The following is a 22,747-nucleotide window of genomic DNA, read 5'->3' as shown; positions in this document are numbered from 1 at the left end:
GGGGCGGGGATATTCCTTGTGACGCCTGAGCGGGGCGCAGGTTCACTGTGGCCGGAGATCTTCTCCGAGCCGTTCTCGGCCGCGTTGCGCCTTGAGCCACGCGAGCCGGGTGAAGTGGTCCGTGAAGCCCGGCATCGTGAGGCCGAACCGGACATAAGCGTCGGCCAGCTCGGCCGCGCCCGCCGCGACGGTCCACTTCGCTTCGAACCCCGGCAGCGCCGCGCGGATCCGGGCGAAGTCGACGCGGTAGGAGCGCGGGTCGGCGCCGGCCTCGCCGGTGATCTTCAGCTTAGAGCCGGGCACCTCGGCCACGACGGCTTCGGCGATCTGCCGCACGGTGAGGTTGTTGACCTCCGTGCCGACGTTGAAAGCCTTGTCGTGCACGGCTTCCCGGGGCGCGGCGAGCGCCTCGCGGAACGCCGCGGCGATGTCGAGCGCGTGCACGAGCGGCCGCCACGGCGTGCCGTCGGAGAGCACCAGCACCTCACCGCTGAGCACGGCGTGGCCGACGAGGTTGTTGAGCACGATGTCGGCGCGCAGCCGCGGCGAGAAGCCGAAAGCCGTGGCATTGCGCAGATACACCGGGCTGAACCCGGAGTCGGCGAGCGCGTGCAGATCGTCCTCGACGCGGACCTTCGACTCCGCGTACGGGGTGACGGGCCGCAGCGGCGCGTCCTCGGTGACCAGTTCCTCGCCGGCCGCGCCGTACACCGAGCACGTCGAGGCGTAGAGGAAACGGCGCACCCCGGCGTCCTTGGCGAGCTTCGCCAGCTGAACCGACGCGGTGTGGTTGATGGCGTAGGTCAGCTCCGGCGCGAGCGAGCCCAGCGGATCGTTCGACAGCGCGGCCAGGTGCACGACGGCGTCGAACCCGGCGAGCCGGTCGGCGGTTTCGTCACGAAGGTCGACGGGTTCGCCGGGCGGATCGTCGGGCCGCGGGCCCAGCACGCAGTCGGCGAACAGCCCGGAATCGAGCCCGGCCACCTCGTGCCCGGCTTCGCGCAGCACCGGCGCCATCACGGTGCCGAGGTAGCCCTGGTGCCCGGTCAGCAGTACCTTCATGCGCCCGCCCCCACCGCCGCGGGCTTTTCCCACAGCATCCACGGCCGCGCGCCGCTCTCGTAGGCGGCGTCGAGCGCGGCCCGTTCCTTGAACGTGTCCGCCGGCTGCCAGAACCCGCGGTACGGGTAGGCGATGAGCTTGCCCTTCTCCGCGAGCGTGCCGCAGGCGTCCTCGACGAGGTCGCCGTTCTCCGGGAGGTGGTCGAAAACCTCCTGGCGCAGCGCGAAAAAGCCCGCGTTCTCCCACACCGGCAGCTGGCTCACCGAGCTGATCGAACGCACGGTGTGCCCGTCCAGCTCGACGCAGTGGAACGTCGACTGCGGCGGCACGACCATCATCGACGCGCCCGCCTCGCTGGCGGCGAAAGCGCCGATCATGTGGTCGAGCGGGGCGTCGGTCAGCACGTCGGCGTAGTTGGCGAGGAAGATCTCCTCCCCCTCGACGTGCTCGCGCACGCGGCGCAGCCGTTCGCCGATGCTCGACTCGATCCCGGTGTGCACGAAGGTGACCGTCCAGTCGCTGATGTCGGTGGACAGCAGCTCGACCTTCCCGTCGCGCAGCACGAAGTCGTTCGACGCGGTTTCGGTGTAGGACAGGAAGAAGTCCTTGATGTGCCGGGCGCCGTAGCCGAGGCAGAGCACGAAGTCGGTGTGCCCGAAGTGGGCGTAGTACCGCATCACGTGCCACAGCAGCGGGCGCGGCCCGACCATCTGCATCGGCTTGGGCACGTCGTCGGCGGGGCCGTTGCGCATGCGCATCCCGTACCCGCCGCAGAAGAGCACCACCTTCATGCTCCGATCACCTCTCGCTCGGGGGTCACGATTTCCAGCCGGGGAATGGGGAACACGAGCCGCCCACCCCATCCGGCGAGGTACCCGAGCTGGCTGCTCAACTCGGCACGTAGGTTCCAGGGCAGCACGAGCACGTAGTCCGGCCGGTCCTGCGCGATCCGGTCCGGCGCCAGGATCGGGATCCGCGTGCCCGGCGTGTAGCGGCCGTGCTTGTAGGGGTTTCTGTCCACTGTGTACGGAAGGAGATCGGGCCGGATGCCGCAGTGGTTCAGCAGCGTGTTTCCCTTGCCGGGAGCGCCATAGCCCACGACGCGCTCGCCGCGCCGCTTGGCCTGGATCAGGAACTCCAGCAGGTCCAGCCGCACCGCTTCGACGCGCCGCGCGAACCCGGCGTAGCCGGAGAGGTCGTGCAGCCCGGCGGCTTTCTCCTCCGCGAGCGTCTCCAGCATCCGCTCGCTCGGCGCGCCGGCGACCGCGGCCGGGCGCGCCCACAGCCGGATCGACCCGCCGTGCGTGGGCAGACGCTCGACGTCGACCACCGTCAGGCCCGACGTCGCGAGCGCCCGCCGCGCGGTGGCGACGGTGTAGTACTGGAAATGCTCGTGGTAGATCGTGTCGTACTGGGTGGATTCGATCAGGCTGAGCAGATGCTGCACCTCGATCGAGACCCAGCCGTCGTCGGCCACCAGCGCGCGCAGGCCCGCGGTGAAGCCGAGTATGTCCGGGATGTGCGCGTAAACGTTGTTGGCCACCACCAGATCGGCGCGCCCGTGCTCGTGGCGCACCGCCGCGCCGGTGTCCTCGTCCAGGAACGCTGTCAGCGTCGGCACCCCCGCCTCGCGCGCGGCCTCGCCGACGTTGACCGAAGGCTCGATGCCCAGGCAGCGCAGGCCGCGGGCGACCACGTTCCGCAACAGGTAGCCGTCGTTGCTGGCGACCTCGACGACGAACGAGTCGCCGTCCAGCCCGAGCCGCTCGACCGCGCCGGCGGTGAACCTTTCCGCGTGCTCGAGCCACGAGTGTGAAAATGACGAGAAATAGGCGTATTCGGTGAAGGTCTCGGCCGGGTCGATCAGCGGCGGCAACTGCACCAGAAAGCATTCCGGGCACACCCGGAGGTGCAGCGGAAAAGTCATTTCCGGGGCCTCGAGCGCGGCCGCGGAAAGGAACGACTCACACGGCGGGCTCGCGCCGAGGTCCACCACGCTCGCCAGGTCCCGCGCTCCGCACAGCCGGCAGCCCCCGTGGTCCTCGCTCGGCATGGTCGCGGTTTCTCCCCAGTCGTCTCGGTCAGGTTCTCGACGCTCTGCGTCACCGTGACTATAGGGGTCTCACCCGTCTGCGTTACGCGCAACTGGGTGAGTGAGGCACATCCAACGGCCGATTGTCACAGCCCAGCGTGATCACTGGTCCACCGAAGGTCACCTGACCTGCGCGGGTGATCAAACCGTGATCCACTCGCAACCAGGCCGGCCGAGCGCCGGGTGCGCGGCGCGGACCTCGGGCAGCAGATCGGGGACGAACAGCAGCACCGCGTCCGGCGGCGATCCGGCCAGTAACCGGGGAGTTTCCACCGGAATGCGGGTGGCGGGCATCCGGCGGCCCTGTTTGGCGGGTGACGCGTCCACTATCACGGGCAACAGATCGATATCGATTTCCGCGCTCCACAGCAGCACCACCGCGCGAGAGGCCGCGCCATACCCGATCACCCGTTTTCCGGCCTTCGCCCGATCAGTCAGCAATTCCCGTAAACGCGCTCCGCCCGCTTCCGCTTCGCGACCCAGCCCGCCCACGACGGCAGCGTCGGCGACCCCGGCCGCCCGCTCCGCGCGGACGCGCTCTTCGGTGGCCTGCGCGGGCGTGAGGTCGCGCCCGAGTTCGAGCAGGACGGTCCCGCCGTAGAGCGGGAACGTCCAGCTGCGGCCCGGCCGGAGCCCGGCGGACGCGGCGAGCGTAATCGCGGCCGGGGTGGAGTAGTAGGCGAAATGCCCGTGCCGCAACGCATTCCACTGTTTTCCGGCGAGGATCGACGCCAGCGAGTGGTACTGCATCAGCAGCACGCCGCCGGGCGCGAGTCGCTCCGCGCGCCCGGCCATCGCCGCCCGCTGGTCCGCCTCGTGCATCAGGCCGAAGCAGTCGAGCACCACGTCGGCGGGCTCCCCTGGCGCCGCGTCGACCATGCCCTCGGCGCGCAGCAGTGGCAGCCACGAGCCGCCGTGCGGGCTGCCGAACTCGATGACCGTCGCACCGGGCCGGACCACGCCGGCGTCGCGCAGCACGCGCACCGCGTGCGCCGCCTGATCGGTCAGCGCCTTCGGCTCGACCCCCGCCGGCTCTTCGCGGGTGCCCGGATCTTCGAGCAGCTGTGCCAGGGAACACTGGCCGCACAACCACATCCGCAGCGGGAACAGCGGATCCGGGCCGGGATCGGCGGCCGCCGGGAAGAGGTCACAGGGCGGCTGCTCGCCGAGATCGAGGACGAGGTCCCCGGCGGTCGATCCACAGGCGCGGCAGGATGGCACGGGGGTTCCCCTCGGGACAGGCACGGACGGACAAGGAGCAACTTAGTAGTGCGCGTAACGGAAACGGAGCTCGCGGGCGTGGTCGTGTTCACCCCGCGGCCGCATCACGACTACCGCGGGCTGTTCACCCGGACCTTCGACGCCGCGATCGCGGCGGAGCACGGCGTCGAACTCGGGGCGCTGGCACAGGATTCGCAGTCTCGCTCACACCGGGGTGTGGTGCGCGGGATGCACGGCCGCGCGGGCCGCGGCGAAGCGAAGCTCGTCCGGTGCGCGCACGGCGCGGTGCTCGACACGATCGTCGACATCCGCCCGGACTCGCCGACCTTCGGCCGCCGCCTGGAGTTCCGCCTCGACGACGTCGAGTTCGCGCACCTGTACATCCCGCCCGGCATGCTGCACGGCTTCCAGGCGCTGACCGAGACGGCCGACGTGTGCTACCGGATCGACCGGCCGCACGATCCGGGCGAGGACATCGCCGTGCACCATGCCGACCCGGACCTGGCCATCGAGTGGCCGCTGCCGGTGAGCCTCGTCAGCGCGCGGGACGCCGCGGCGCCGTCGTGGCGGGAGCTGCTCGTCAGCCTCGGCCGAGCGTGAGCGCCAGCTTCTCGACGTGGAATGCCTCCGCGTAGCGGGTGTGCTGCTGCACGCCGCGCAGCCGGGCCAGCGCGAGGAAGGATTCCTCGGTGTACCAGTCCTTCCCGTGCTGCGACGGGTAGTGCTTGCCGAGCAGTTCCGCCTTGCGCAGCGCGGTTTCCTCGTCGAGCGGCTGGTACACCGATGGCTGCGCGAGGTCCCCGTCCCATTTGAGGATCTCGTACCCGAGCACGAGCTGATCACGGAACACGGTCGGCACGATCTCGGCGAGCAGCCGGTGATCCTGGTGCAGATCACGGCGGTGCGGGGCGAGCACGAGATCGGCGTCGAGCCTGCCGCGCAGCGCGATGACGGCGTCCTTCACCGCGTCCCAGTGCGCGGGCATCCGGCCGTCCGGCAGCCCGAGGACGGTGATCTCCAGGTTCGCGGGAGCGCAGAAATCGGCCAGCGCGGCACGTTCTTCCTCCTCGCGCACCGTGCCGCCGCCGGACAGCACGAGGGCGTGCACGCTCAGGCCGGGGCGCGCCGCGCACAGGGTCAGCAGGCTTCCGCCCGCGCCGATGGCCAGGTCGTCGCAGTGCGCGCCGAGGAGCGCGACCTGCCGGATTCCGGGGATCTGCAAGGAAAGCACCCCGGTACGTTAGCGGGCGTCAGTAAGCGCCGCGCCCGCCGACGACCGCGCGCGCCGTCTTCCACAGGATCGTCATGTCCAGGGCCAGCGACCAGTCCTCGACGTAGCGCAGGTCGAGGCGCACGCTTTCCGCCCAGCTGAGATCGCTGCGCCCGCTGACCTGCCACAGCCCGGTGATCCCCGGCTTCACCAGCAGCCGCCGTTGCGCGGCGCCGTCGTAGCCCTCGGTCTCCTCCGGCAGCGGCGGGCGCGGGCCGACGAGCGACATCGTGCCGGACAGCACGTTGAACAGCTGCGGCAGCTCGTCGAGCGAGTACCGGCGCAGGATCATCCCGATCCTGGTGACGCGCGGGTCCCGGCGCATCTTGAACAGCGGGCCGGCGCCCTCGTTCGCCGAGAGCAGCTCGCTCCGGACCTTGTCGGCGTCCACGACCATGCTGCGGAACTTGATCATCAGGAAGGAGCGCCCGTCACGGCCGATCCGGCGCTGCCGGTAGAACACCGGGCCGCCGTCGCCGAGCTTGATCAGCAGCGCGATCGTCAGCAGGACCGGGGAAATCAGGGCGATCCCCGCCGCCGCGACGGTGCGGTCGAAGGCCTCCTTGATCATCCGGCGGCCCCCGGTGAACGCGGGCGCGCTCACCCGCAGCAGCGGCATCCCGAGCACCCCGGAGACGTTCAGCCGCGGCCCGGCGACCTCCATCAGCACCGGCGCCACCACGAGATCCGCGCCCGTGCCTTCGAGATCCCAGGCCAGCTGCTGCAGCCGGCGCGGCGTCCAGTACGGATCCGCCGTCACGGCCACGACGCGATAACCGCCGCGCCGCACCTGATCGGCGACCTCGTGCAGCCGCCCGGCCACCGGGATCCCGCCGACCTCCCCCGCGCCGCTCGCGGTGCACACCGCCTCGACCCGCCAGCCCACGTGCGCGTCCGCGCGGGTGCGGTCGATCAGGTCCCGCACCGTGTCCGGGTCACCGGCCGCCATCACCGGCAGCATGCAGGTGCCGTTGAAGTTGCGGGCGTGGTGCAGGATCCGGCGCAGCGCGTACCGCTGCGGCAGGGCGATCAGGCCGACCAGCGGCACGGCCAGGAACACCCACGGCTGCACGTCGAGCGCGCCGAACACCAGCCCCGCCATCGCGACGAGCACGGCGGCCATCACCAGCCCGCGGCCAAGGCGCCGGAACTCCTCCGCGCCCTCGCCGAGCACGTGCCTGCTCCACGCGCGGTTCAGCGGGAGCGTGCACAGGATCGCCGCGGCGGTCCCGGAAGCGTGCCAGAAATACGGCCGCCCGGTGACGTCCAGGATGATCAGCGCGGCGGCGCCGATCACCAGCAGCGTCGCGAAGACGTCGCAGCCGATCACCCACGCGCGGTACTTCTGTTCCCAGGCCGTGGAAGACGCCCGGGGCGGCGCCTTGCCGTCCGGCCCGACCGCGTGCAGCGCCCGTTTCGGCGCGGGCAGCCGCCGCAGATCCAGGCCCAGTAAGGCCTCGCCGCCGGGAAAGGGCTTGCGCACCGGCTCTTCCATCCGACCTCCACCCGTCCGGTTGCGGGAACCGGCGCGCCCCGGACACGCCGCGAAACTACCCTGAGTGATCGGCGGGCGGCTGCTGCCGCTCCCGTCCGCGCGATCGCATCTGCCGTGGAATCGGTCGGTTTCGCGGCCGTGTTACAGCGCAATCACCTGGCATCCCGGCAATAGCGCGGCACGAGGGCGCGAGCGAGGTCACGGACCGGCCACGCTGACCCCGTCGTGACGAAGCGACCGACAACTACGCAAGGTAGCCAGTAAATGAGTGACCGCCGCGCGCGAGTCGACAAAACTGAAACCGGCGTTTCATTCCCACCCGAATGGAGCATTGTGCCGGGCGGCGCCAGCCGTGACGATAAACCCTGTCGGCCGAAGCGATTCGCCGTCAGGACACCGGGTCGTGTGCTTCTTCAGCCATTGACTACCACACCCCGGCCGTCCGGAACCCCGGCGTGCGCACCGCCCTCCCAGGACGCCGGGGTTCCCCTTCCTCCTCCCCCGTGCGGACACCGCGCGTCACCGCCCGCGAAGCCGGGGCGGTGACAGCGAAGGGAATCTTCAGGCCACGTCGCCGTCGGCGGTGTGGGGCCGCGGGCGCGAGATGATCTGCGTGGCCACGTCGAGCAAGGCCTTCGCCGCCTTGCCGACGTCCTTGGCCGGGAACCGCGCGGCGGGCGCGCTCAGGCTGATCGCGGCCGGGATACTGGTGCCCAGCAAGGGAACCGCGACGCAGCGGCCGTCGGCCTCGTTCTCCAGGTTGTCCACCGCGTAGCCGAGACTGCGCACGTTGTCGAGCTCCGCGAGGTACGCCTCGACCGAGGTGATCGTGTTCGCGCTGCGGCGCGGCATCCCGCAGCGGGCCAGCACGTCCCGCACCCTGTCCTCGGCGAGATGCGCGGCGATCGCCTTGCCGAGTGCCGTGGCGTGCAAGGGATCCCTGTCCCCGCGCGACGCCGCGAGCCGCACCCCGCGGCGGCTTTCGATGATGTCCACGTAGATGATCCGGTCACTGTCGAGCACGCCGAGGTTCGCCGTCTCGCCGAACTCGTCACGCAGCTTCTCCAGCCACGGGCGGGCGCATTCGCGCAGCAGCTCCAGATGCCGCGACTGCATGCCGAGGAACCCGAGCCCCAGTCTGCACAGCCCGGTCTCCTCGTCGCGCTCCACGTAGCGATGCTGCTCCAGTGTCCACAGATACCGGTACGCCGAGGATTTCGGCATCCCGGTGGCTTCGACTACGGTGTTGAGGCTGATGCCGTCCACCGACTGCTGCAGCAGATCGAGGATCGCGCAGACCCGGTCGACGGCGCGCAGGGAGTAGTCACGGTCTTCGCCGAAGCCCCCCTCGCCGCGGGCGTCGTCGGGTTCCTGGCTGCGTTCCGCGGGCACGACTCACCTCGTTTCAGTAGACAGAGTGAGTGTTTCGGATATTACCGCTTCACGCGGCCGCGCGGCAGGGGAAGGATGGGCCGGATGGACTGGAAACTGGAGGTCGTCGTGCTGCCGGTCGGCGACGTCGACCGCGCGAAGGCTTTCTACACCGGGAAAGCCGGGTTCACCCTGGACGTCGACTACAGCGCGGGCGAGTCGTTCCGCGTGGTGCAGCTGACCCCGCCGGGCTCGGCCTGCTCGGTCACGCTGATGCGCAACGAGGAGGCCGCCGGCTCGGTGGACGGGCTGCACCTGGTGGTGTCCGACATCGACGCGGCCCGCGCGGAGCTGACGGGGCGGGGCGCCGAAGTCAGCGAGGTCTTCCACTTCGGCGAAAACGGGCAGCAGCCGGGGCACGACCCGCAGCGCCGGGACTTCGGCACGTACTTCTCGTTCCAGGATCCCGACGGGAACGGCTGGCTGGTGCAGGAAGTCCCCAGCCGGGCATAGGAAAGGCGGCGATGGCCGGGCCACCGCCGCCTCCCTTGCCGGTCACACCTTCGCGCTGCCCCGTAGCGGGGTGCGGGCGCGGAGGTCCATCTCGATCTGTTCGAGGCTGCGGCCCTTGGTCTCGGGCACCAGCCACTTGGTCAGCGCGAACAGCACCACGTTGACCCCGGCGAAGACGAGCATCGAACCGCCGAGCCCGAGCGCGTTCTTGTCCGACATGATCGGGAAGACCGCGGTGATGATGCCGGTCGCCGCCCACAGCACGACGCTGGCGACGCCCATCCCGGCGGCGCGTTCGCGCAGCGGGAAGACCTCGGACATCATCACCCACACCACGGCGCCCCAGCCCAGCTCGTAGCCGACCAGGTACAGCACCATCATCACGAGCATCAGCACGCCGAGCGTGGCGGTGTCATGCACGTTGTATACGGACAGCGCGGCACCGACGAGGGTCAGCACCATGATCACGTTGCCGATCAGCAGCAGCGGTTTGCGGCCCCACCGGTCGACGACGAACACCACCCACGCGGTGAACAGGAACTTCGTGACGCCCAGCAGCACACCCGAGAGCAGCGCGGCCTGGGTGGCGAAGCCGAGGCCGATCAGCATCGTCGGGAAGTAGGCGTTGACCGCGTTGACCCCGCTGAACTGCTGGCCGACGGCGAGCAGCACGGCGACGAACAGCATCGGGCGCACCCAGGGCGCCCACAGGTCGCGGATGCGGCCCTTCTGCTCGGTGTCGAGCCGGATCACCTCGCGGATGCTGGCCAGCTCGTCCTCGACGTCGGTGCTGCCGTGCGAGCTGACGAGCACCGCGCGCGCCTCTTCCTCGCGCTGGTGTTTGAGCAGCCAGCGCGGGGTTTCCGGCAGCAGGATCAGGCCGAAGAACAGGATCACCGCGGGCACGATCGCGCCGGCGAACATGAGCCGCCAGTTCGACGACGAGCCCAGCCCGTAGCTGACGAGGAACGCGATCAGGATGCCGAGCACGATGAAGATCTGGTTCAGCGCGCCCATCGCGCCGCGCAGCCGCGCGGGTGCCAGCTCCGAAAGGTAGGTGGGCACGGTGGACGAGGAGAAGCCGATCCCGACGCCGATGATCAGCCGCGAGATCACGAGCACCTCGAAGCTCGGCGAGAACGTCGCCGCGAGCGTGCCGATCACGACGATCACCGCGGCGGCCATGATGGTGCGCCGCCGCCCCATCGCCTCGTTCACGCGCGGGGAGAAGATCGCGCCGATGACCGCGCCGACGGAGATGCTGGCGGTGATGATGCCCTTGTCCCAGCTGGACAACGACCACAGTTTCGTGATGAACGGCAGGACCCCGGAGATCACCCCGAGGTCGTAGCCGAACAGGATGCCGCCGAGTGCGCCGAAGAAGTACAGGGTGGTTCTGCTGATGTTCCGCCGGGAAGGCGCTGACGCCGTCATTGCCGAGCCGCCTCTCTGCTTTCTGCCGTTGGGGACGGGTCCTGGATTTCCTCGAGCACGGCGAATCCGTGGTCGACGATCTCTTCCAGCCGCGCGAGCTGGGCCCGCGACGGCTCGCCCAGCGGGGGCCGCACCGGGCCCACTTTGGCGCCGCGCAACCGGGCCGCGGCTTTCACGAGCGAGACGGCGAAGCCCGGTGTCTCGTCTCGCAGCGCGACGAACGGGAGGTAGAAGCCTTCGAGCAAGGCGTCCATCACGGCCTGCTCGCCATCGGCCAGCGCGCGGTGGAACCGGTGCGCGATCTCCGGCGCGAAGCAGTGCACGGCCGAGGAATAACGCGAGACGCCGATCGCGGAGTACGCCTGCGCCGAGACCTCCGCGGTCGGCAAACCGTTGAAGAACAAGAAATCCCGGGTGGTGCCCGCGGAGCGGATCGAGGTGACGATGCGGGTCATCAGGTCGACGTCGCCGTAGCCGTCCTTGAGCCCGGCCACCGAAGGGATCTCCAGCAGCGAGCGCGCGGACGCCGCGGTGAAGACGCCCGGCGAGCGGTGGTAGACGATCACCGGGATCGAGGTCTCGCCGATCGCGAAGCGCACGTGGTCGAGCAACCCGCTGGGCGGGCCGGAAACCAGATACGGCGGCAGAAGCAGCACGCCGTCCGCGCCGCCTTCTTGTGCCGCGGCGATTCCCGCGCGCGCTGTCGCCGCGCCCCCTCCCGCGCCGACCCACACCGGAACGCGGCCGGCGACGGTTTCCCGCGCGGTGCGCAGGAGGGCGGCCAGCTCGTCCGGGGCCAGCGACGAGAACTCGCCGGTGCCGCAGGCGATGAACAGCGCGGCGGCTCCGGCGGCGACGTGGCTGTCCACGTGCTCGGCGAAGGCGTCGAGGTTCAGCGCGAGGTCGTCGGTGAAGGGGGTCAGGGGGAAGGCCAGCAGGCCGTCGAGTCTCAACCGGGGCGACGCCATCGAGCCTCCGCTTTCTCGGGTACCCGTTGTTCACATATCTGAACAGTGCCTCTATTCCGCACTTGTTCATGAATGCGAACACCTCTCGCGGATGGTAAAGGTGACTGCAGTCACAAGTCAACGGGTGGCGTTTTTCCCCGCCGGGACGGCATTCGCGAACGGCCCACCAGCGGCGGCCGGATGCCGTACGGCGGACCGGTCCGCCGTACGGCACGGCATCATCGCGCGACGGCGTCGGTCGACGGCCAACACGCGGACGGGAACGGCCAGCACACTGACCTGAGCGGCAAACACGCCCGCGGGAGCGGCAAACACGCCGCGCGGTAAGGGTTCGGTCAGGGCACGATGACGGCGCGGCCGGTCAGTTGTCCCTTTTCCAGGCGGTGGTAGGCCTCGACGGCGTCGTCGAGGGAGAAGATCGTGGTCTCCGCGCGGATCAGCCCGCGCGCGGCCAGGTCGAGCACCTCCACCAGCTCGGGCCTGCTGCCCCAGTACGTGGTCTGCACGGAATACTCGTACGGCACCGAGAAGAACCCGACGGGCGCGGTGCCGCCGCCGATGCCGATGATCGTGAAGTCGCCCATCATCCGGCCGGCGGCGAGGCCCAGCGCGATGGTCTTTTCCGCGCCCACACAGTCGAAAACGGCGTCGGCGCCGCGGCCGCCGGTGGCGTCGCGGATGTCGTTCGCGGTCTGCTCGCCGGACAGCAGCGTGAGGTCCGCGCCGTGCGAGGTCGCCACGTCGAGCGCCTCCTGCCTGCTGTCCACGGCGATCACCCGCGCCGCGGTGGTGGCCTTGAGGATCTGCACCGCCAGGTGCCCGAGGCCGCCGATGCCGATCACCACGGCGGTGTTACCCGGCGCGAGTTTCGGCCAGGACCGGCGCACCGCGTGGTAGGGAGTCAGAGCCGCGTCGGTCAGCGGGGCCGCGACGGCGGGCTCGAGCCCGTCTGGCAGCGGCACGACATGGCGGGCGGCGGGCACGAGCAGATACTCGGCCATCCCGCCGTCGAGGCCCAGCCCGCCCCCGCCGGCCGGCACCGGCGCGGCGGCCGGGTTCTCGCAGTAGGTTTCGATACCCAGCAAACAGCGCGGACACGCCCCGCAGCCCCACGGCCCGTACACCGCGACCGCCTGCCCGGGCTCCAGCCCGGTGACGCCCGCGCCGACGGAGTCCACCCAGCCCGCGTTCTCGTGCCCGAGGGTGAACGGCAGCCGCCACGGCATCTGGCCGGGCTCGAACTCGTGCATCACGTGGATGTCGGAATGGCAGGCGCCCGCTCCCCCGATCCGGACGACCACCTGGCCCGGCCCGGGTTCCGGCTTCGGCACGTCGACGAGCACCGGATCGGATTTCCATTGCCGCAGCTGCAAAGCCTTCATCGCGCGACTCCCCTGTCTCGGTTTTTCTCCCGGGGAGAGTGTGCCTCGCTCCGCGCCGTCCCGCCTGTCAGCGGGCGGGGAATGAGGCTGCCGACCGCGAAGGCCAGCAGGGCCGCGCCGACGCCGATCGCGAGCGTGACCCGGACGCCGGTCTCGGACGGGTAGCCCACTCCGCCGATGGTCACCGTGAGCTGGCCGAGAACGGCGCCGATGATCGCGCTCGCCGTGGAAGTGCCCAGGGAACGGGAAAGCGTGTTGAGCCCGTTGGCGGCGGCGGTCTGGGTGGGGTCGACCGACTGCATGATCAACGTCGGCATCGCGGCGTACGCGAAGGCCACCCCGGCGCTGACCGAAACGGTGAACAGGAGCACGCCCCACGCGTGGCCGAGCACAGCCTGGGCGAGGGCGTTGCCGGCGGCGATGATGCCGATTCCGGTCAGCAGCGAGAACTTCGCGCCCCGCGCGGCGGTCATCCTGGCGGCGACCTGGGACAGCGCCATCATGACGAGGCCCGCGGGCACCATCCACAGGCCGGCTTCCAGCAGGCCGAAATGCAGGCCGTATCCGGTTTCTTCGGGCAGCTGCAGCAGTTGGGGCGAAAGGAGGTTCATCGCGTACATCGCCAGCCCGACGCCGACCCCGGTCAGGTTGGTGAACAGCACCGGGCGGCGCGCGCTGGTCCGCAGGTCCAGCACCGGGGACTGCACGCGCAGCTCCCACCAGCCCCACGCCAGCAGCACGACGACGGCGATCGCGAACATGCTGAGCGTCGTCGCGCTCCCCCAGCCCCATTCGCCGCCCTTGGACACCCCGAGCAGGTAGGCCGCGAGCCCGGCGGCGAGACCGAGCACGCCGACGACGTCGATCCGGCCGGGCACCTGCACGGACGACTCCGGCACGACGGACCGGATCAGCAGCGCGAACACGGCGGCGAGACCGGCGGCCGTCCAAAAGAGAGCGTGCCAGCCGAACGCCTCGGCGATCGCCGCGGACGCGGGCAGCCCGAGCGCGCCGCCGACGCCGAGCGAGGAACTCATGAACGCCAGCCCCGAACCCAGCCGGTCGCCCGGCACGACGTCACGCATCAGGCTGATGCCGAGCGGGATCAGCGCGATCCCGGCGCCCTGCAGCGCGCGCCCGATGATCACCGGGGCGAGCGTGGAACTCAGCGCGCAGACGACCGAGCCCACGGCCACGGATCCCGCGCACGCCAGCATGATCCGGCGTTTGCCGAACATGTCGCCGAGGCGGCCGAGCACGGGCGTGGTCACCGCCGCCGTGAGGAGCGTGGCCGTGACGACCCACGACGCGCCCGCCGAGGTGGTGTGCAGCAGCCGCGGGAGGCTCGGCACCAGCGGGACCACGAGGGTCTGCATGAGCGACACCATGATCCCGGCGCCCGCGAGGACGCCGATCAGCACTCCCGCACCCCGTGCCCGCACGCCCGCCCCGCTCTCGTTTCCCCTCAATGTGCACCGTGCACACGATGTGCATCGTACATATCGACGGAATGGGGCGAGCATCTGGAGGGGACGCTGGGGCTCAGCCGGGCTTCACCCTCCAGCGTCAGGAACACCGCCGGCCGGCACTCCGGCTCAGCCGGGTTTCACCGACTCCAGTGCCACGATCACCGTCGACAGGTGCTCGTGCATCGCGCGGTCGGCGGCGGCCGGGTCCCCGGCCGCGACGGCGTCGATGATCGCCAGGTGTTCGCCGAGTGAGACCTTCGGCCAGTCGGTGCGCTGCGCGAGCTGGAACTGGTGCCGCACGATCTGCGCGTTCAGCCTCCCGATCAGCCCGGCGGCCGTGGTCTGCCCGGAGATCTCGGCCAGCAGGGTGTGCAGTTCGTCGTGCAGCGCCGAGTATTTCGCCATCTCGCCGTCCCGCACCGCGGTCTTCAGCTGCCCGCCGAGCTGGCGCAGGCGCGCGATGTCGTCCGGGCCCGCCCGTTCCGCGGCCTTCGCCGCGATGAGCGCCTCCAGCGCCTTCCGGCACTCCATGATCTCGACCGCCTGCGGGATCGACACCTTCCGCACCCGGGCGCCGCGGTTGTGGATCCGCTCGGCGAGCCCGTCGGCCACGAGGTCGTCGATCGCCGCGCGGACGCTGGCCCGCGTCACCCCGAGCATCTCCACCAACTCGGGCTCGATCAGCCGCTGACCAGGTACCATGTCGCCGCGCAGGATCGCGCCGCGCAGCCCTTCCACCGCCACCGTCCTGGCGTCCTTGCCGCGCTTGAGCTGGCTGTCCACGCTCACCGGCTCCCCCTGCCCGTCCGAGTCTGCTGGTTCATCGCTGGCGATTATGCCAGATATTTCGTCGACGATAGATGCCGACGAAATCGTTGACATTTTCGTCGGCGTTCACTTACGGTCCTTCTTGCCGGTGGCGCGGAGGCCGCCGGCGAGGCCCGGGAGGTGGTCGCGTGCGCTGCCGTTCCCCGCCCTGTTTCTTCCTCCGTCCTTCACCACTGCCCGCGTGGCTTTTCCATGCGCGAGAACAGAGGAGAACCCGATGCGAGAACTGCTGTTCGCCGGCACGGCCGTGACGCGCCCCGGCGCCGTCGGCGCGCTGTACCGGCACGCCCCCGGCGGCGACTGGGAGGTCGTGACGGACCTGCCCGCGGAGAACGGCGTGCAGGCGATCACGCCACATCCCTTGCGGGACAACGTGGTCTACGCCGCGACCCGCAAAGGCGTGTACCGCTCCACCGACGCGGGCACGAGCTGGCACCGGCTGGAGGTGACCGAGGAGCAGGTGCAGTTCTGGTCCATTGTGGTCAGTCCGCACGATCCGGACGTGCTGTTCGCCGGGACGGCGCCGGTCGGGTTCCATCGCAGCGACGACGGCGGCGAGACCTGGAAGAAGTGCGGGGCGACGCATCCCGAGCGGTACGAGATCTCCTTCGGCGGCTCGCGGGTCATGCGGATCGCCTTCCACCCCACCGATCCCGCGATCCTTTACGCCGCGTCGGAGATCAACGGCTTCTTCGTCAGCGAGGACGGCGGCGAGAGCTGGCGGCCCGAGATCGAGGGCCTGTCGAAGCTCGCCGCGTTGCCCGCGCTGAAGAACACCGAGCTGACCGACGACGACACCGAGGGCATGTTCGACGGGCATTCGGTGTGCACGACGCCCGCCGAACCGGACGCGGTCTTCTACATCTGCCGGCTGGGCATCTTCAAGACCACCGACCGCGGGAAGTCGTTCCAGGACCTGGAAGTCGGGAAGCAGGCGCCGTTCAACTACACGCGCGACTGCCGGGTCGTCGCCGGGAACCCGCGCAGCCTCTTCGCGTGCTTCAGCATCTCGTCGCGGAGCGACGCGGGCGCGCTGTTCCGCTCCCCCGACCTCGGGGTCACCTGGCACCGCGCCGGCCCGCCGGAGAACGCGAAGAGCACCGTGATGGGTTTCGGCACGCATGTCTCCGATCCCGGCGGGCTCGTCGCGGTCACCAGGCACGGCCAGGTCTTCTCCACTGTGGACGGTGCGGAGACGTGGACCGAGTTGCAGCTGCCCGCCGACGCCGGTGACGCCTTCTGCGGCGCGATCCTCTGAAAGGGCAGGTCATGGAACGACTCAACGGCGTCATCCGCGCGCTGACCACCGGGCCGGGTGTCTGCTTCACCTCGTTCATCCAGGCGGAGGTCGAGAACGCGGTCGCGTTCGCGCAGTCGGACAACGACGGGGTGGTGTTCGAGCTGGAGCACAACCCGTGGGACATCCGCGCGCTGCGGGAGGCGATGCAGTTCCTGTTGCTGCGCAAGGACATCGCGCGAGCCGGATCGAACGCCTGCCCGATGACCCCGCTCGTGCGGATCCCGCCGAGCGGCAGCGAGCTGAACCAGTGGTTCGCGAAGCAGGCGCTGGACCTGGGCGCCTACGGGATCGTCTGGCCGCGTATCAGCACCCCGGAGGAGGCCTACAACGCCGTCGCCGCGTGCCGGTACCCGAGCCTGCCCGGCACGCCGCGGTACGAACCGGCCGGGTTGCGCGGGGACGCGCCGATGGCCGCCGCCCGCTACTGGGGGCTGACGCAGCAGGAGTACTACCGCAAGGCCGACGTCTGGCCGCTCGACCCCGACGGCGAAACGATCGTGGTGCTGATGATCGAGGACACCACCGCGATCGACAACCTGGAGGACATCCTCAAGCAGGTCCCCGGGATCGGCGCGCTGCTCATCGGCGAAGGCGATCTGACCCAGCAGCTGGGCTGCCCGCGCGAATACGACAACCCGGAACTGCTGCGGCTGATGGACCACGTGCTCAAGGTCGGCAAGGCGTTCGGCGTCCCGGTGGGGCATCCGCACGTCAACGAGAAGAACGTCGCCCGGGTGCTCGACGAGGGCTACCGGTTCCTGATGACGTTCCCCCGCCGCGACTTCTCCGCGCTGAGCGAGGGCCGCCGGCTGACCGGGACCGCGCGATGACGGCCCTGTCGATCGTGCTGGGGCCGCACGGCCAGGTGCGCGACCTGCGCGAGGGAACCGTGCGGGTGCCGGGGTTCGAGCTGAAGTTCACCGAGGTGAAGCGGATGCCCGACGCCTATCGCGAGATGGCCCGCAGCCAGCCCTACGACGTCTGCGAAATGGCCCCGACGTCCTACCTGATGGCGGTTGCCGCCGGGGCTCCGATCACGGCGCTGCCGATCCCGATGACGCGGCGTTTCCGGCACGCCGGGGTGCTGGCGCGGCCGGGCATCACGGGCCCGAAAGACCTTGAGGGCAAACGGGTCGGGGTGCGCGCGTACGCCGTCACGGCCGCCGTGTGGACGCGCGGTATCCACGCCGAGGAGTACGGCGTGGACCCGGGCAAGATCACCTGGCTGACCCAGGAGCACGAGAACGTGCGGGCGTTCGGCCTGCCCGCCAACGTCCATCGAGCGGACCGCCCGCTCGCCGACCTCCTGCGCGACGGCAAACTGGACGCCGCCTTCGCGGGGCTCGCCGGTGCGGGCGACGCGGAGGGGCTCACCGACGTGGTGCCCGACGCCGAGAAGCGCGAACGGGACTGGTTCGCCAGGACGGGAATCTATCCCCTGCACGGCGTGATCGTCGTCCGTGACGAAGTCCTCCGCGCGCATCCCGAGCTGCCGGGCGCGTTGTTCGAGGCTTTCGGCCAGGCCAAGGAGAACTACCTCGCCCGCATCCGCTCGGGCGAGGCCGACGGGCCGGAGGACCGGCGCTACCGGAAGCTGGCCGCGATCGTCGGCGACCCGCTGCCCTACGGGCTGGCGGAGAACGCCGACTCGCTCGTCGCGCTCGTCCGCTACGCCCACGAGCAGGGCCTGATCCCGGACCGGCCCCCGATCGACCAGGTCTTCCCCGACCCACGGAAGGAAAGCGTGTGAAACGGCTGACCGCCATGACGGGCACCTATCCCAGGACCCGGGCCCTCAAAGAGCACACCGTCACGTCCTCGGCGGTGGAGCTGGACTTCGCCCCGGTCGAGGTCGCGCAGCGCGGTTTCAAGGCGGCCGTGCGGGAGCTGGCCTACGACGTGACCGAGCTGGCCCTGATGACCTTCCTGGTCGCCTACGACGCCGGGAAACCGCTGGTGCTGCTGCCTTTCGCGATGAACGGCGGGCACCACCACAAGAGCATCCTGTGCCGCGCGGGCTCTGTGCTCACCGCGGAGCAGTTGCCCGGCAAGACCGTCGCGATGCGGTCGTACTCGCAGACCACGCCCACGTGGGTACGCGGGATCCTCGCCGACGAGTACGGCGTGAACGTGCGGGACGTCCGCTGGCTGACGCAGGAGGGCGCGCACGTCGAGGAGTACGAGGACCCCGCCTGGGTCACCCGGTCCTCCGATGGCTCGCTGGAAGACTTGCTGCGCACCGGAAAAGCCGACGCGATCATCGCGGGAAGCGGGATCACCGGCGACGATATCCGGCCCCTGATCCCGGCACCCCAGGCCGCCGCGGCCGCCTGGGAACAGCGGACCGGGGTCGTGCCGATCAACCACATGGTCGCGATCCGGCGAGAGGTGGCCGAGGACGCCGAAACGGTGCGCGAGGTCTTCCGGATGCTGCGGGAAAGCCGTGCCGTGGCAGGGGAACCGGAACGCTCCGGGTTCGGCGAGCTGCGCCCGGCGCTGGAGCTCGGCGTCCGGTACGCGCACGAGCAGCAGCTCATCAGGAAACGTTACGACGTCGAAGAACTCTACGGCGCGGCCCGCGCCGCGCTCGCGGGGTGAAGGGAAAAGCAGTGTCCTCTTTGATCTCGGGTATGTCCCACGTCCGGCTGAGCGCCCCGGACCTCGACCGGATGCAGGCGTTCCTCGAAGACTTCGGGATGATCCTCGCGGGCCGCGACGAGCGGCGGCTCTACATGCGCGGCACCGGCGACGCCCCGTACCTGCACGTCACCGAGCTCGGCGAGCCCGGCACGATCAGCTTCGGCTACCAGGTGACCGAGCCGGACCGGCTCGCCGATCTCGCCGCGCTGCCGGGCGCCGGCCCGGTCGAACCGCTCGACGGCCCCGGCGGCGGCAAACGGGTGCGACTGTCCACTCCGGACGGTCTGACCATCGAACTGGTCGCCGGCCGCGAGACCGCCGAACCGCTGCCGCCGCGCACGCTGATCCGCCCGCCGGACGGGGAAAGCCGCACCCTCGGCCCGGCGCGGGTGGTGCGCATCGCCCACACCGCGTTCATGACCGGTCAGCTGGCGCGCCTCATCGAGTGGTACCAGCACACCCTCGGCGTGATCCCGAGCGACGAGCTGTTCCTCGGCGACGACGGGGGCGTGCTCGGCCAGTTCGACCGGGTCGACCTCGGCGAGGAACTGGTCGACCACCACGTCGTGTTCCTGCTGCGCGGCCGGAAGACCGGGATGCACCACGTGTCCTTCGAGGTCGAGGGCGTGGACGACATCTTCTTCGGCTACGACCACATGACCGCCGCCGGGCGCGACCATGTGCGAGGCATCGGCAGGCACGCGCTGGGCAGCCAGATCTTCAACTACTGGATGAGCCCGGACGGCCAGATGCACGAACACTGGATCTCGGCCGAACGGCTCAACGCCGAAAGCGCCTTCAACCGCATCCTCATCGGCGAGGGCATGAGCTACGACACCGGTGAGAAACCCCCGCGTCGCTTCGTCGAGCAGGCCACCCCCCTCGTCACCTTCCAGGAGTAGCCCCATGATCATCGACTGCCACGGGCATTTCACGACGGTGCCGAAGAAGCTGCACGAGTGGCGGCGCCGCCAGCTCGACGGCGAAGCCCAGCCACTGGCCACCACCATCACCGACGACGAGCTGCGCGAGGTGCTGGAGGCCCGCCAGCTCGCCGAACAGCGCGAGCGCGGCGTGGACAAGACCCTGTTCTCCCCCATCGCCGGGCAGATGGGCCACCACCTCGGCACCCCGGAGCAGAGCGCGGAATGGTCGGTCGTCGCCAACGACGTCATCCACCGCGTGCGCGAGCTGTACCCGGACAACTTCGCCGCGGTCTGCCAGCTGCCCCAGTCCCCCGGCACCGACCTTTCGGCCTCGGTGAAGGAACTCGAGCGCTGCGTCACCGAACTCGGCTTCGTCGGCTGCAACCTCAACCCCGACCCGTCCGGCGGCTACTGGACCGATCCGCCGGTCACGGACCCGGTGTACTACCCGCTGTACGAGAAGATGTGCGAGCTCGACGTGCCCGCGATGATCCACGTGAGCGCGTCCGGCAACCCGAACTTCCACCACGTCGGCGCGCACTACCTCAACGGCGACACCTCCGTGTTCATGCAGCTGCTGCTGGCGCCGGAGCTGTTCGAGCGGTTCCCGTCGCTGCGGTTCGTGATCCCGCACGGCGGCGGCGCGGTGCCGTACCACTGGGGCCGTTACCGCGGGCTGGCGCAGGACATGGGTCTGTCCACACTGGACGAAGGCGTGCTGCGGAACGTGTACTTCGACACCTGCGTGTACCACCAGGCGGGGCTCGACGTGCTCACCGCCGTCGTCCCGCACCGCAACCTCGTGTTCGGCTCGGAGAACATCGGCGCCGTCAAGGGCATCGACCCCGAGACCGGGCACCGCTACGACGACACGAAACGCTACGTCCTCGCCACCCCGCACCTGTCCGACGCACAGCGCCAGGACGTGTTCTCCGGCAACCACTTCACGATCTACCCGCGGCTCGCCGCCTGAACGGGAGGAACCCCCATGGATCTGGGCATCACCGGGAAGACGGCGCTCGTCTGCGCCTCCTCCCGCGGACTCGGCCTCGCCTGCGCCACGTCGCTGGCCCGCGAAGGCGCCCGCGTCTACCTGAACGGCCGGCACGCCGAGGCGCTGGACGCCGCGGCGGCGGGCATCGAAACCCTCACCGGGAAACGCCCGGACGTGCTCGTGGCCGACCTGAACACCGAGGCGGGGCGGGCCACGATCGTCGACGCCGTACCGGATCCGGACATCCTGGTGAACAACAACGCCGGGCCGGAGCCGGGCAAGATCGCCGACTGGAGCCGGGCGGACTGGCTGGCGGCCGTCGAGGGCAACATGCTCGCCCCGATCTTCCTGATCAAGGCCTACGTGCCGGGCATGCGCGCCCGCCGGTTCGGCCGCATCGTCAACATCACCTCGGCGATGGTGAAATCGCCCAGCGCGACGATGGGGCTCTCCGCCGCCGTGCGCGCCGGGCTCACCGCGCTGAGCAAGTCGGTGCAGCGCGACAGCGTGATCGACAACGTGACCATCAACAACCTGCTGCCCGAGCGCTTCGACACCGACCGCCAGAAGTACATGGCGGAGCGGATGTCCAGCAGGGACGGTATCTCCATCGAGGAGGCCAGGCAGCGCATCGCCGCCACCATCGCGGCGAAGCGGCTCGGCGACCCGGCGGAGTTCGGCGACGCGTGCGCGTTCCTGTGCAGCGCCCAGGCCGGCTACCTGTCCGGGCAGAACCTCCAACTCGACGGCGGCTCCTACGCCGGGCTCGTCTAGGAAGGAAAACCCTTGCGGTATCTGACTTTCTCCGTGGACGGCCGGAAGACGTTCGGCGCCGTCACCGGCGGCGGGGTCGCCGACCTCGGCAAGCGGACCGGGTTCGCGTCGTTGAAGGACCTGCTCGCCGGAGACGCCCCCGAGATCCACGACCAGCCCGACTACTCCCTCGGCGAGATCACCTACCTGCCGCCCATCGACGATCCCGTGCACATCTGGTGCCTCGCGCTCAACTACCCCGAGCACCACGACGAGGTGCAGGCCGCCGGGCGCGTGCAGGAACTGCCCAAGCAGCCGGCGTTGTTCGCCCGCGCCCGCGACTCGCTGACCGGGCACGAGCAGCCGCTGCGGCATCCGGGGGTGAGCGAGCAGTACGACTTCGAGGGCGAACTCGCCGTGGTGATCGGGAAACCGGGCTTCCGGATCCCGGCCGCCGAGGCGTTCGCGCACGTCGCCGGGTACACGGTCATGAACGAGGGCAGCGTGCGCGACTGGCAGTTCCACACGCGGCAGATCACGCCTGGCAAGAACTTCCTGCGCAGCGGCGCGATCGGCCCGTGGATCACCACCGCGGACGAAGTGTCCGATGTGGACTCGCTGCGCATCACCACGACCGTCAACGGCGAGGTGATGCAGGACGACCGGGCGGGCAGCATGGTGCACAAGATCCCTCGGTTCATCGAATACGTCTCGTCGATCGCGCCGCTGTACCCGGGCGACATCCTCGCCACCGGCACGCCCAGCGGGGTCGGTTTCTCCCGCAAGCCACCGGTTTTCCTGCGCGAGGGCGACATGTGCGAGGTGGCGATCGAGGGCGTGGGCGTCCTGCGCAACCGGGTAGGGCGGGACTGAGCTTCATCCCAGGGGGCAACGTGGCACTCGAAGGGACGATTTCATGTCAGAGGCACTGGCGGGCCGCAGCCCGTATGAGAGTCAGACCCGGTTGTCCGGGCATCAGAAGACCCTGCTGGCCCTCGTCGGCGTCGGCAGCATGCTGGAGTTCTGGGA

The 22,747-nt window shown here is 70.2% G+C and carries 22 protein-coding genes; 10 read left to right on the top strand and 12 right to left on the bottom strand.

Annotation, left to right across the window (positions count from 1 at the left end):
* Positions 1 to 42: 42 nt before the first annotated feature.
* The 4 genes from FPZ12_RS41030 to FPZ12_RS41015 all read right to left on the bottom strand — a co-directional run bounded on the left by FPZ12_RS41030 (position 43) and on the right by FPZ12_RS41015 (position 4,375).
* Complete coding sequence (locus FPZ12_RS41030) at positions 43 to 1,062, bottom strand: NAD-dependent epimerase/dehydratase family protein (RefSeq protein ID WP_144759449.1); 1,020 nt, start codon at positions 1,060 to 1,062, stop codon at positions 43 to 45.
* Complete coding sequence (locus tag FPZ12_RS41025) at positions 1,059 to 1,853, bottom strand: glycosyltransferase family protein (RefSeq protein WP_144759446.1); 795 nt, start codon at positions 1,851 to 1,853, stop codon at positions 1,059 to 1,061. The genes FPZ12_RS41030 and FPZ12_RS41025 overlap by 4 nt, the downstream gene beginning before the upstream one ends.
* Positions 1,850 to 3,115: a class I SAM-dependent methyltransferase gene (locus FPZ12_RS41020; protein WP_144759443.1), complete on the bottom strand. Its 1,266-nt coding sequence runs from the start codon at positions 3,113 to 3,115 to the stop codon at positions 1,850 to 1,852. Before FPZ12_RS41020 ends, FPZ12_RS41025 begins: the two co-directional genes overlap by 4 nt.
* A gap of 180 nt (positions 3,116 to 3,295) precedes the next feature.
* Positions 3,296 to 4,375: a class I SAM-dependent methyltransferase gene (locus FPZ12_RS41015; RefSeq protein ID WP_144759438.1), complete on the bottom strand. Its 1,080-nt coding sequence runs from the start codon at positions 4,373 to 4,375 to the stop codon at positions 3,296 to 3,298.
* 48 nt (positions 4,376 to 4,423) lie between these two features.
* Here FPZ12_RS41015 and FPZ12_RS41010 point away from each other — a divergent pair, with 48 nt between their 5' ends.
* Positions 4,424 to 4,975 carry a dTDP-4-dehydrorhamnose 3,5-epimerase family protein gene (locus FPZ12_RS41010; protein WP_144759435.1) on the top strand — a complete coding sequence of 184 codons (552 nt, stop codon included), beginning with the start codon at positions 4,424 to 4,426 and terminating at the stop codon, positions 4,973 to 4,975.
* Here FPZ12_RS41010 and FPZ12_RS41005 read toward each other — a convergent pair.
* From FPZ12_RS41005 to FPZ12_RS40995, 3 genes are all read right to left on the bottom strand, one after another.
* On the bottom strand, positions 4,956 to 5,606 hold the full coding sequence (locus FPZ12_RS41005) for a PIG-L deacetylase family protein (protein ID WP_144759433.1): 651 nt from the start codon (positions 5,604 to 5,606) through the stop codon (positions 4,956 to 4,958). The two genes, FPZ12_RS41010 and FPZ12_RS41005, sit on opposite strands and share 20 nt — an antisense overlap.
* A gap of 19 nt (positions 5,607 to 5,625) precedes the next feature.
* A complete protein-coding gene (locus FPZ12_RS41000) occupies positions 5,626 to 7,140 on the bottom strand; it encodes a sugar transferase (RefSeq protein WP_144759430.1) in 1,515 nt (504 codons plus the stop codon).
* Between the two features lie 561 nt (positions 7,141 to 7,701).
* Entirely contained in the window at positions 7,702 to 8,532 is an 831-nt protein-coding gene (locus tag FPZ12_RS40995; protein WP_144759427.1) for an IclR family transcriptional regulator, read from the bottom strand.
* Positions 8,533 to 8,616: 84 nt separating this feature from the next.
* On the opposite strand from FPZ12_RS40995, the gene FPZ12_RS40990 reads away from it, so the two are divergent.
* Positions 8,617 to 9,024, top strand: a complete 408-nt coding sequence (locus FPZ12_RS40990; protein WP_144759424.1) for a VOC family protein — start codon at positions 8,617 to 8,619, stop codon at positions 9,022 to 9,024.
* A 42-nt stretch (positions 9,025 to 9,066) separates the two neighbouring features.
* Here the strand turns inward: FPZ12_RS40990 and FPZ12_RS40985 are convergent, their stop codons facing one another.
* The 5 genes from FPZ12_RS40985 to FPZ12_RS40965 all read right to left on the bottom strand — a co-directional run bounded on the left by FPZ12_RS40985 (position 9,067) and on the right by FPZ12_RS40965 (position 15,066).
* Positions 9,067 to 10,458 carry a sugar porter family MFS transporter gene (locus FPZ12_RS40985; protein ID WP_144759421.1) on the bottom strand — a complete coding sequence of 464 codons (1,392 nt, stop codon included), beginning with the start codon at positions 10,456 to 10,458 and terminating at the stop codon, positions 9,067 to 9,069.
* Complete coding sequence (locus FPZ12_RS40980; protein ID WP_144759418.1) at positions 10,455 to 11,426, bottom strand: 5-dehydro-4-deoxyglucarate dehydratase; 972 nt, start codon at positions 11,424 to 11,426, stop codon at positions 10,455 to 10,457. The genes FPZ12_RS40985 and FPZ12_RS40980 overlap by 4 nt, the downstream gene beginning before the upstream one ends.
* 335 nt (positions 11,427 to 11,761) lie before the next feature.
* The gene (locus FPZ12_RS40975; RefSeq protein WP_144759415.1) at positions 11,762 to 12,808 is read right to left on the bottom strand and encodes an NAD(P)-dependent alcohol dehydrogenase; all 1,047 of its coding nucleotides are present in this window, start codon (positions 12,806 to 12,808) and stop codon (positions 11,762 to 11,764) included.
* Entirely contained in the window at positions 12,805 to 14,229 is a 1,425-nt protein-coding gene (locus FPZ12_RS40970) for an MFS transporter (protein ID WP_243770286.1), read from the bottom strand. Before FPZ12_RS40970 ends, FPZ12_RS40975 begins: the two co-directional genes overlap by 4 nt.
* A 174-nt stretch (positions 14,230 to 14,403) precedes the next feature.
* On the bottom strand, positions 14,404 to 15,066 hold the full coding sequence (locus FPZ12_RS40965) for a GntR family transcriptional regulator (protein ID WP_144761624.1): 663 nt from the start codon (positions 15,064 to 15,066) through the stop codon (positions 14,404 to 14,406).
* Positions 15,067 to 15,322: 256 nt separating this feature from the next.
* Between FPZ12_RS40965 and FPZ12_RS40960 the strand changes: the two genes are divergently transcribed.
* Genes FPZ12_RS40960 through FPZ12_RS40925 form a run of 8 tightly spaced genes read left to right on the top strand, consistent with a single transcriptional unit; the run spans position 15,323 to position 22,591 of the window.
* Positions 15,323 to 16,363, top strand: coding sequence for a WD40/YVTN/BNR-like repeat-containing protein (locus FPZ12_RS40960; RefSeq protein WP_166463073.1), 1,041 nt, complete (start codon positions 15,323 to 15,325; stop codon positions 16,361 to 16,363).
* Positions 16,364 to 16,374: 11 nt separating this feature from the next.
* A complete protein-coding gene (locus FPZ12_RS40955) occupies positions 16,375 to 17,235 on the top strand; it encodes an HpcH/HpaI aldolase family protein (RefSeq protein ID WP_144761618.1) in 861 nt (286 codons plus the stop codon).
* Positions 17,232 to 18,155: an ABC transporter substrate-binding protein gene (locus FPZ12_RS40950; protein ID WP_144761615.1), complete on the top strand. Its 924-nt coding sequence runs from the start codon at positions 17,232 to 17,234 to the stop codon at positions 18,153 to 18,155. Before FPZ12_RS40955 ends, FPZ12_RS40950 begins: the two co-directional genes overlap by 4 nt.
* On the top strand, positions 18,152 to 19,003 hold the full coding sequence (locus FPZ12_RS40945) for a substrate-binding domain-containing protein (RefSeq protein WP_144761608.1): 852 nt from the start codon (positions 18,152 to 18,154) through the stop codon (positions 19,001 to 19,003). The genes FPZ12_RS40950 and FPZ12_RS40945 overlap by 4 nt, the downstream gene beginning before the upstream one ends.
* Positions 19,004 to 19,014: 11 nt before the next feature.
* The gene (locus FPZ12_RS40940; RefSeq protein WP_144761605.1) at positions 19,015 to 19,947 is read left to right on the top strand and encodes a VOC family protein; all 933 of its coding nucleotides are present in this window, start codon (positions 19,015 to 19,017) and stop codon (positions 19,945 to 19,947) included.
* Between the two features lie 4 nt (positions 19,948 to 19,951).
* Positions 19,952 to 20,944: an amidohydrolase family protein gene (locus FPZ12_RS40935; protein WP_144761602.1), complete on the top strand. Its 993-nt coding sequence runs from the start codon at positions 19,952 to 19,954 to the stop codon at positions 20,942 to 20,944.
* Between the two features lie 15 nt (positions 20,945 to 20,959).
* Positions 20,960 to 21,739 (top strand): SDR family oxidoreductase, encoded by a 780-nt coding sequence (locus tag FPZ12_RS40930; RefSeq protein ID WP_144761600.1) that lies wholly within the window; start codon positions 20,960 to 20,962, stop codon positions 21,737 to 21,739.
* Positions 21,740 to 21,751: 12 nt separating this feature from the next.
* Positions 21,752 to 22,591 (top strand): fumarylacetoacetate hydrolase family protein, encoded by an 840-nt coding sequence (locus FPZ12_RS40925; RefSeq protein ID WP_144761598.1) that lies wholly within the window; start codon positions 21,752 to 21,754, stop codon positions 22,589 to 22,591.
* The last annotated feature ends 156 nt before the right edge of the window (positions 22,592 to 22,747 follow it).

Source organism: Amycolatopsis acidicola, assembly GCF_007713735.2.
In the GTDB taxonomy this organism is placed as follows: domain Bacteria; phylum Actinomycetota; class Actinomycetes; order Mycobacteriales; family Pseudonocardiaceae; genus Amycolatopsis_E; species Amycolatopsis_E acidicola.
The sequence above is the reverse complement of the archived record's forward strand: the minus strand, read 5'-3'. Positions and strand labels throughout refer to the sequence as shown.

Bases quoted from the DNA above. Each gene is read 5' to 3' on its own strand.
- FPZ12_RS41030 (WP_144759449.1), bottom strand. From the start codon at position 1,062: ATGAAGGTACTGCTGACCGGGCACCAGGGCTACCTCGGCACCGTGATG.
- FPZ12_RS41025 (WP_144759446.1), bottom strand. From the start codon at position 1,853: ATGAAGGTGGTGCTCTTCTGCGGCGGGTACGGGATGCGCATGCGCAAC.
- FPZ12_RS41020 (WP_144759443.1), bottom strand. From the start codon at position 3,115: ATGCCGAGCGAGGACCACGGGGGCTGCCGGCTGTGCGGAGCGCGGGAC.
- FPZ12_RS41000 (WP_144759430.1), bottom strand. From the start codon at position 7,140: ATGGAAGAGCCGGTGCGCAAGCCCTTTCCCGGCGGCGAGGCCTTACTG.
- FPZ12_RS40990 (WP_144759424.1), top strand. From the start codon at position 8,617: ATGGACTGGAAACTGGAGGTCGTCGTGCTGCCGGTCGGCGACGTCGAC.
- FPZ12_RS40985 (WP_144759421.1), bottom strand. From the start codon at position 10,458: ATGACGGCGTCAGCGCCTTCCCGGCGGAACATCAGCAGAACCACCCTG.
- FPZ12_RS40980 (WP_144759418.1), bottom strand. From the start codon at position 11,426: ATGGCGTCGCCCCGGTTGAGACTCGACGGCCTGCTGGCCTTCCCCCTG.
- FPZ12_RS40975 (WP_144759415.1), bottom strand. From the start codon at position 12,808: ATGAAGGCTTTGCAGCTGCGGCAATGGAAATCCGATCCGGTGCTCGTC.
- FPZ12_RS40960 (WP_166463073.1), top strand. From the start codon at position 15,323: ATGCGAGAACTGCTGTTCGCCGGCACGGCCGTGACGCGCCCCGGCGCC.
- FPZ12_RS40955 (WP_144761618.1), top strand. From the start codon at position 16,375: ATGGAACGACTCAACGGCGTCATCCGCGCGCTGACCACCGGGCCGGGT.
- FPZ12_RS40950 (WP_144761615.1), top strand. From the start codon at position 17,232: ATGACGGCCCTGTCGATCGTGCTGGGGCCGCACGGCCAGGTGCGCGAC.
- FPZ12_RS40935 (WP_144761602.1), top strand. From the start codon at position 19,952: ATGATCATCGACTGCCACGGGCATTTCACGACGGTGCCGAAGAAGCTG.
- FPZ12_RS40930 (WP_144761600.1), top strand. From the start codon at position 20,960: ATGGATCTGGGCATCACCGGGAAGACGGCGCTCGTCTGCGCCTCCTCC.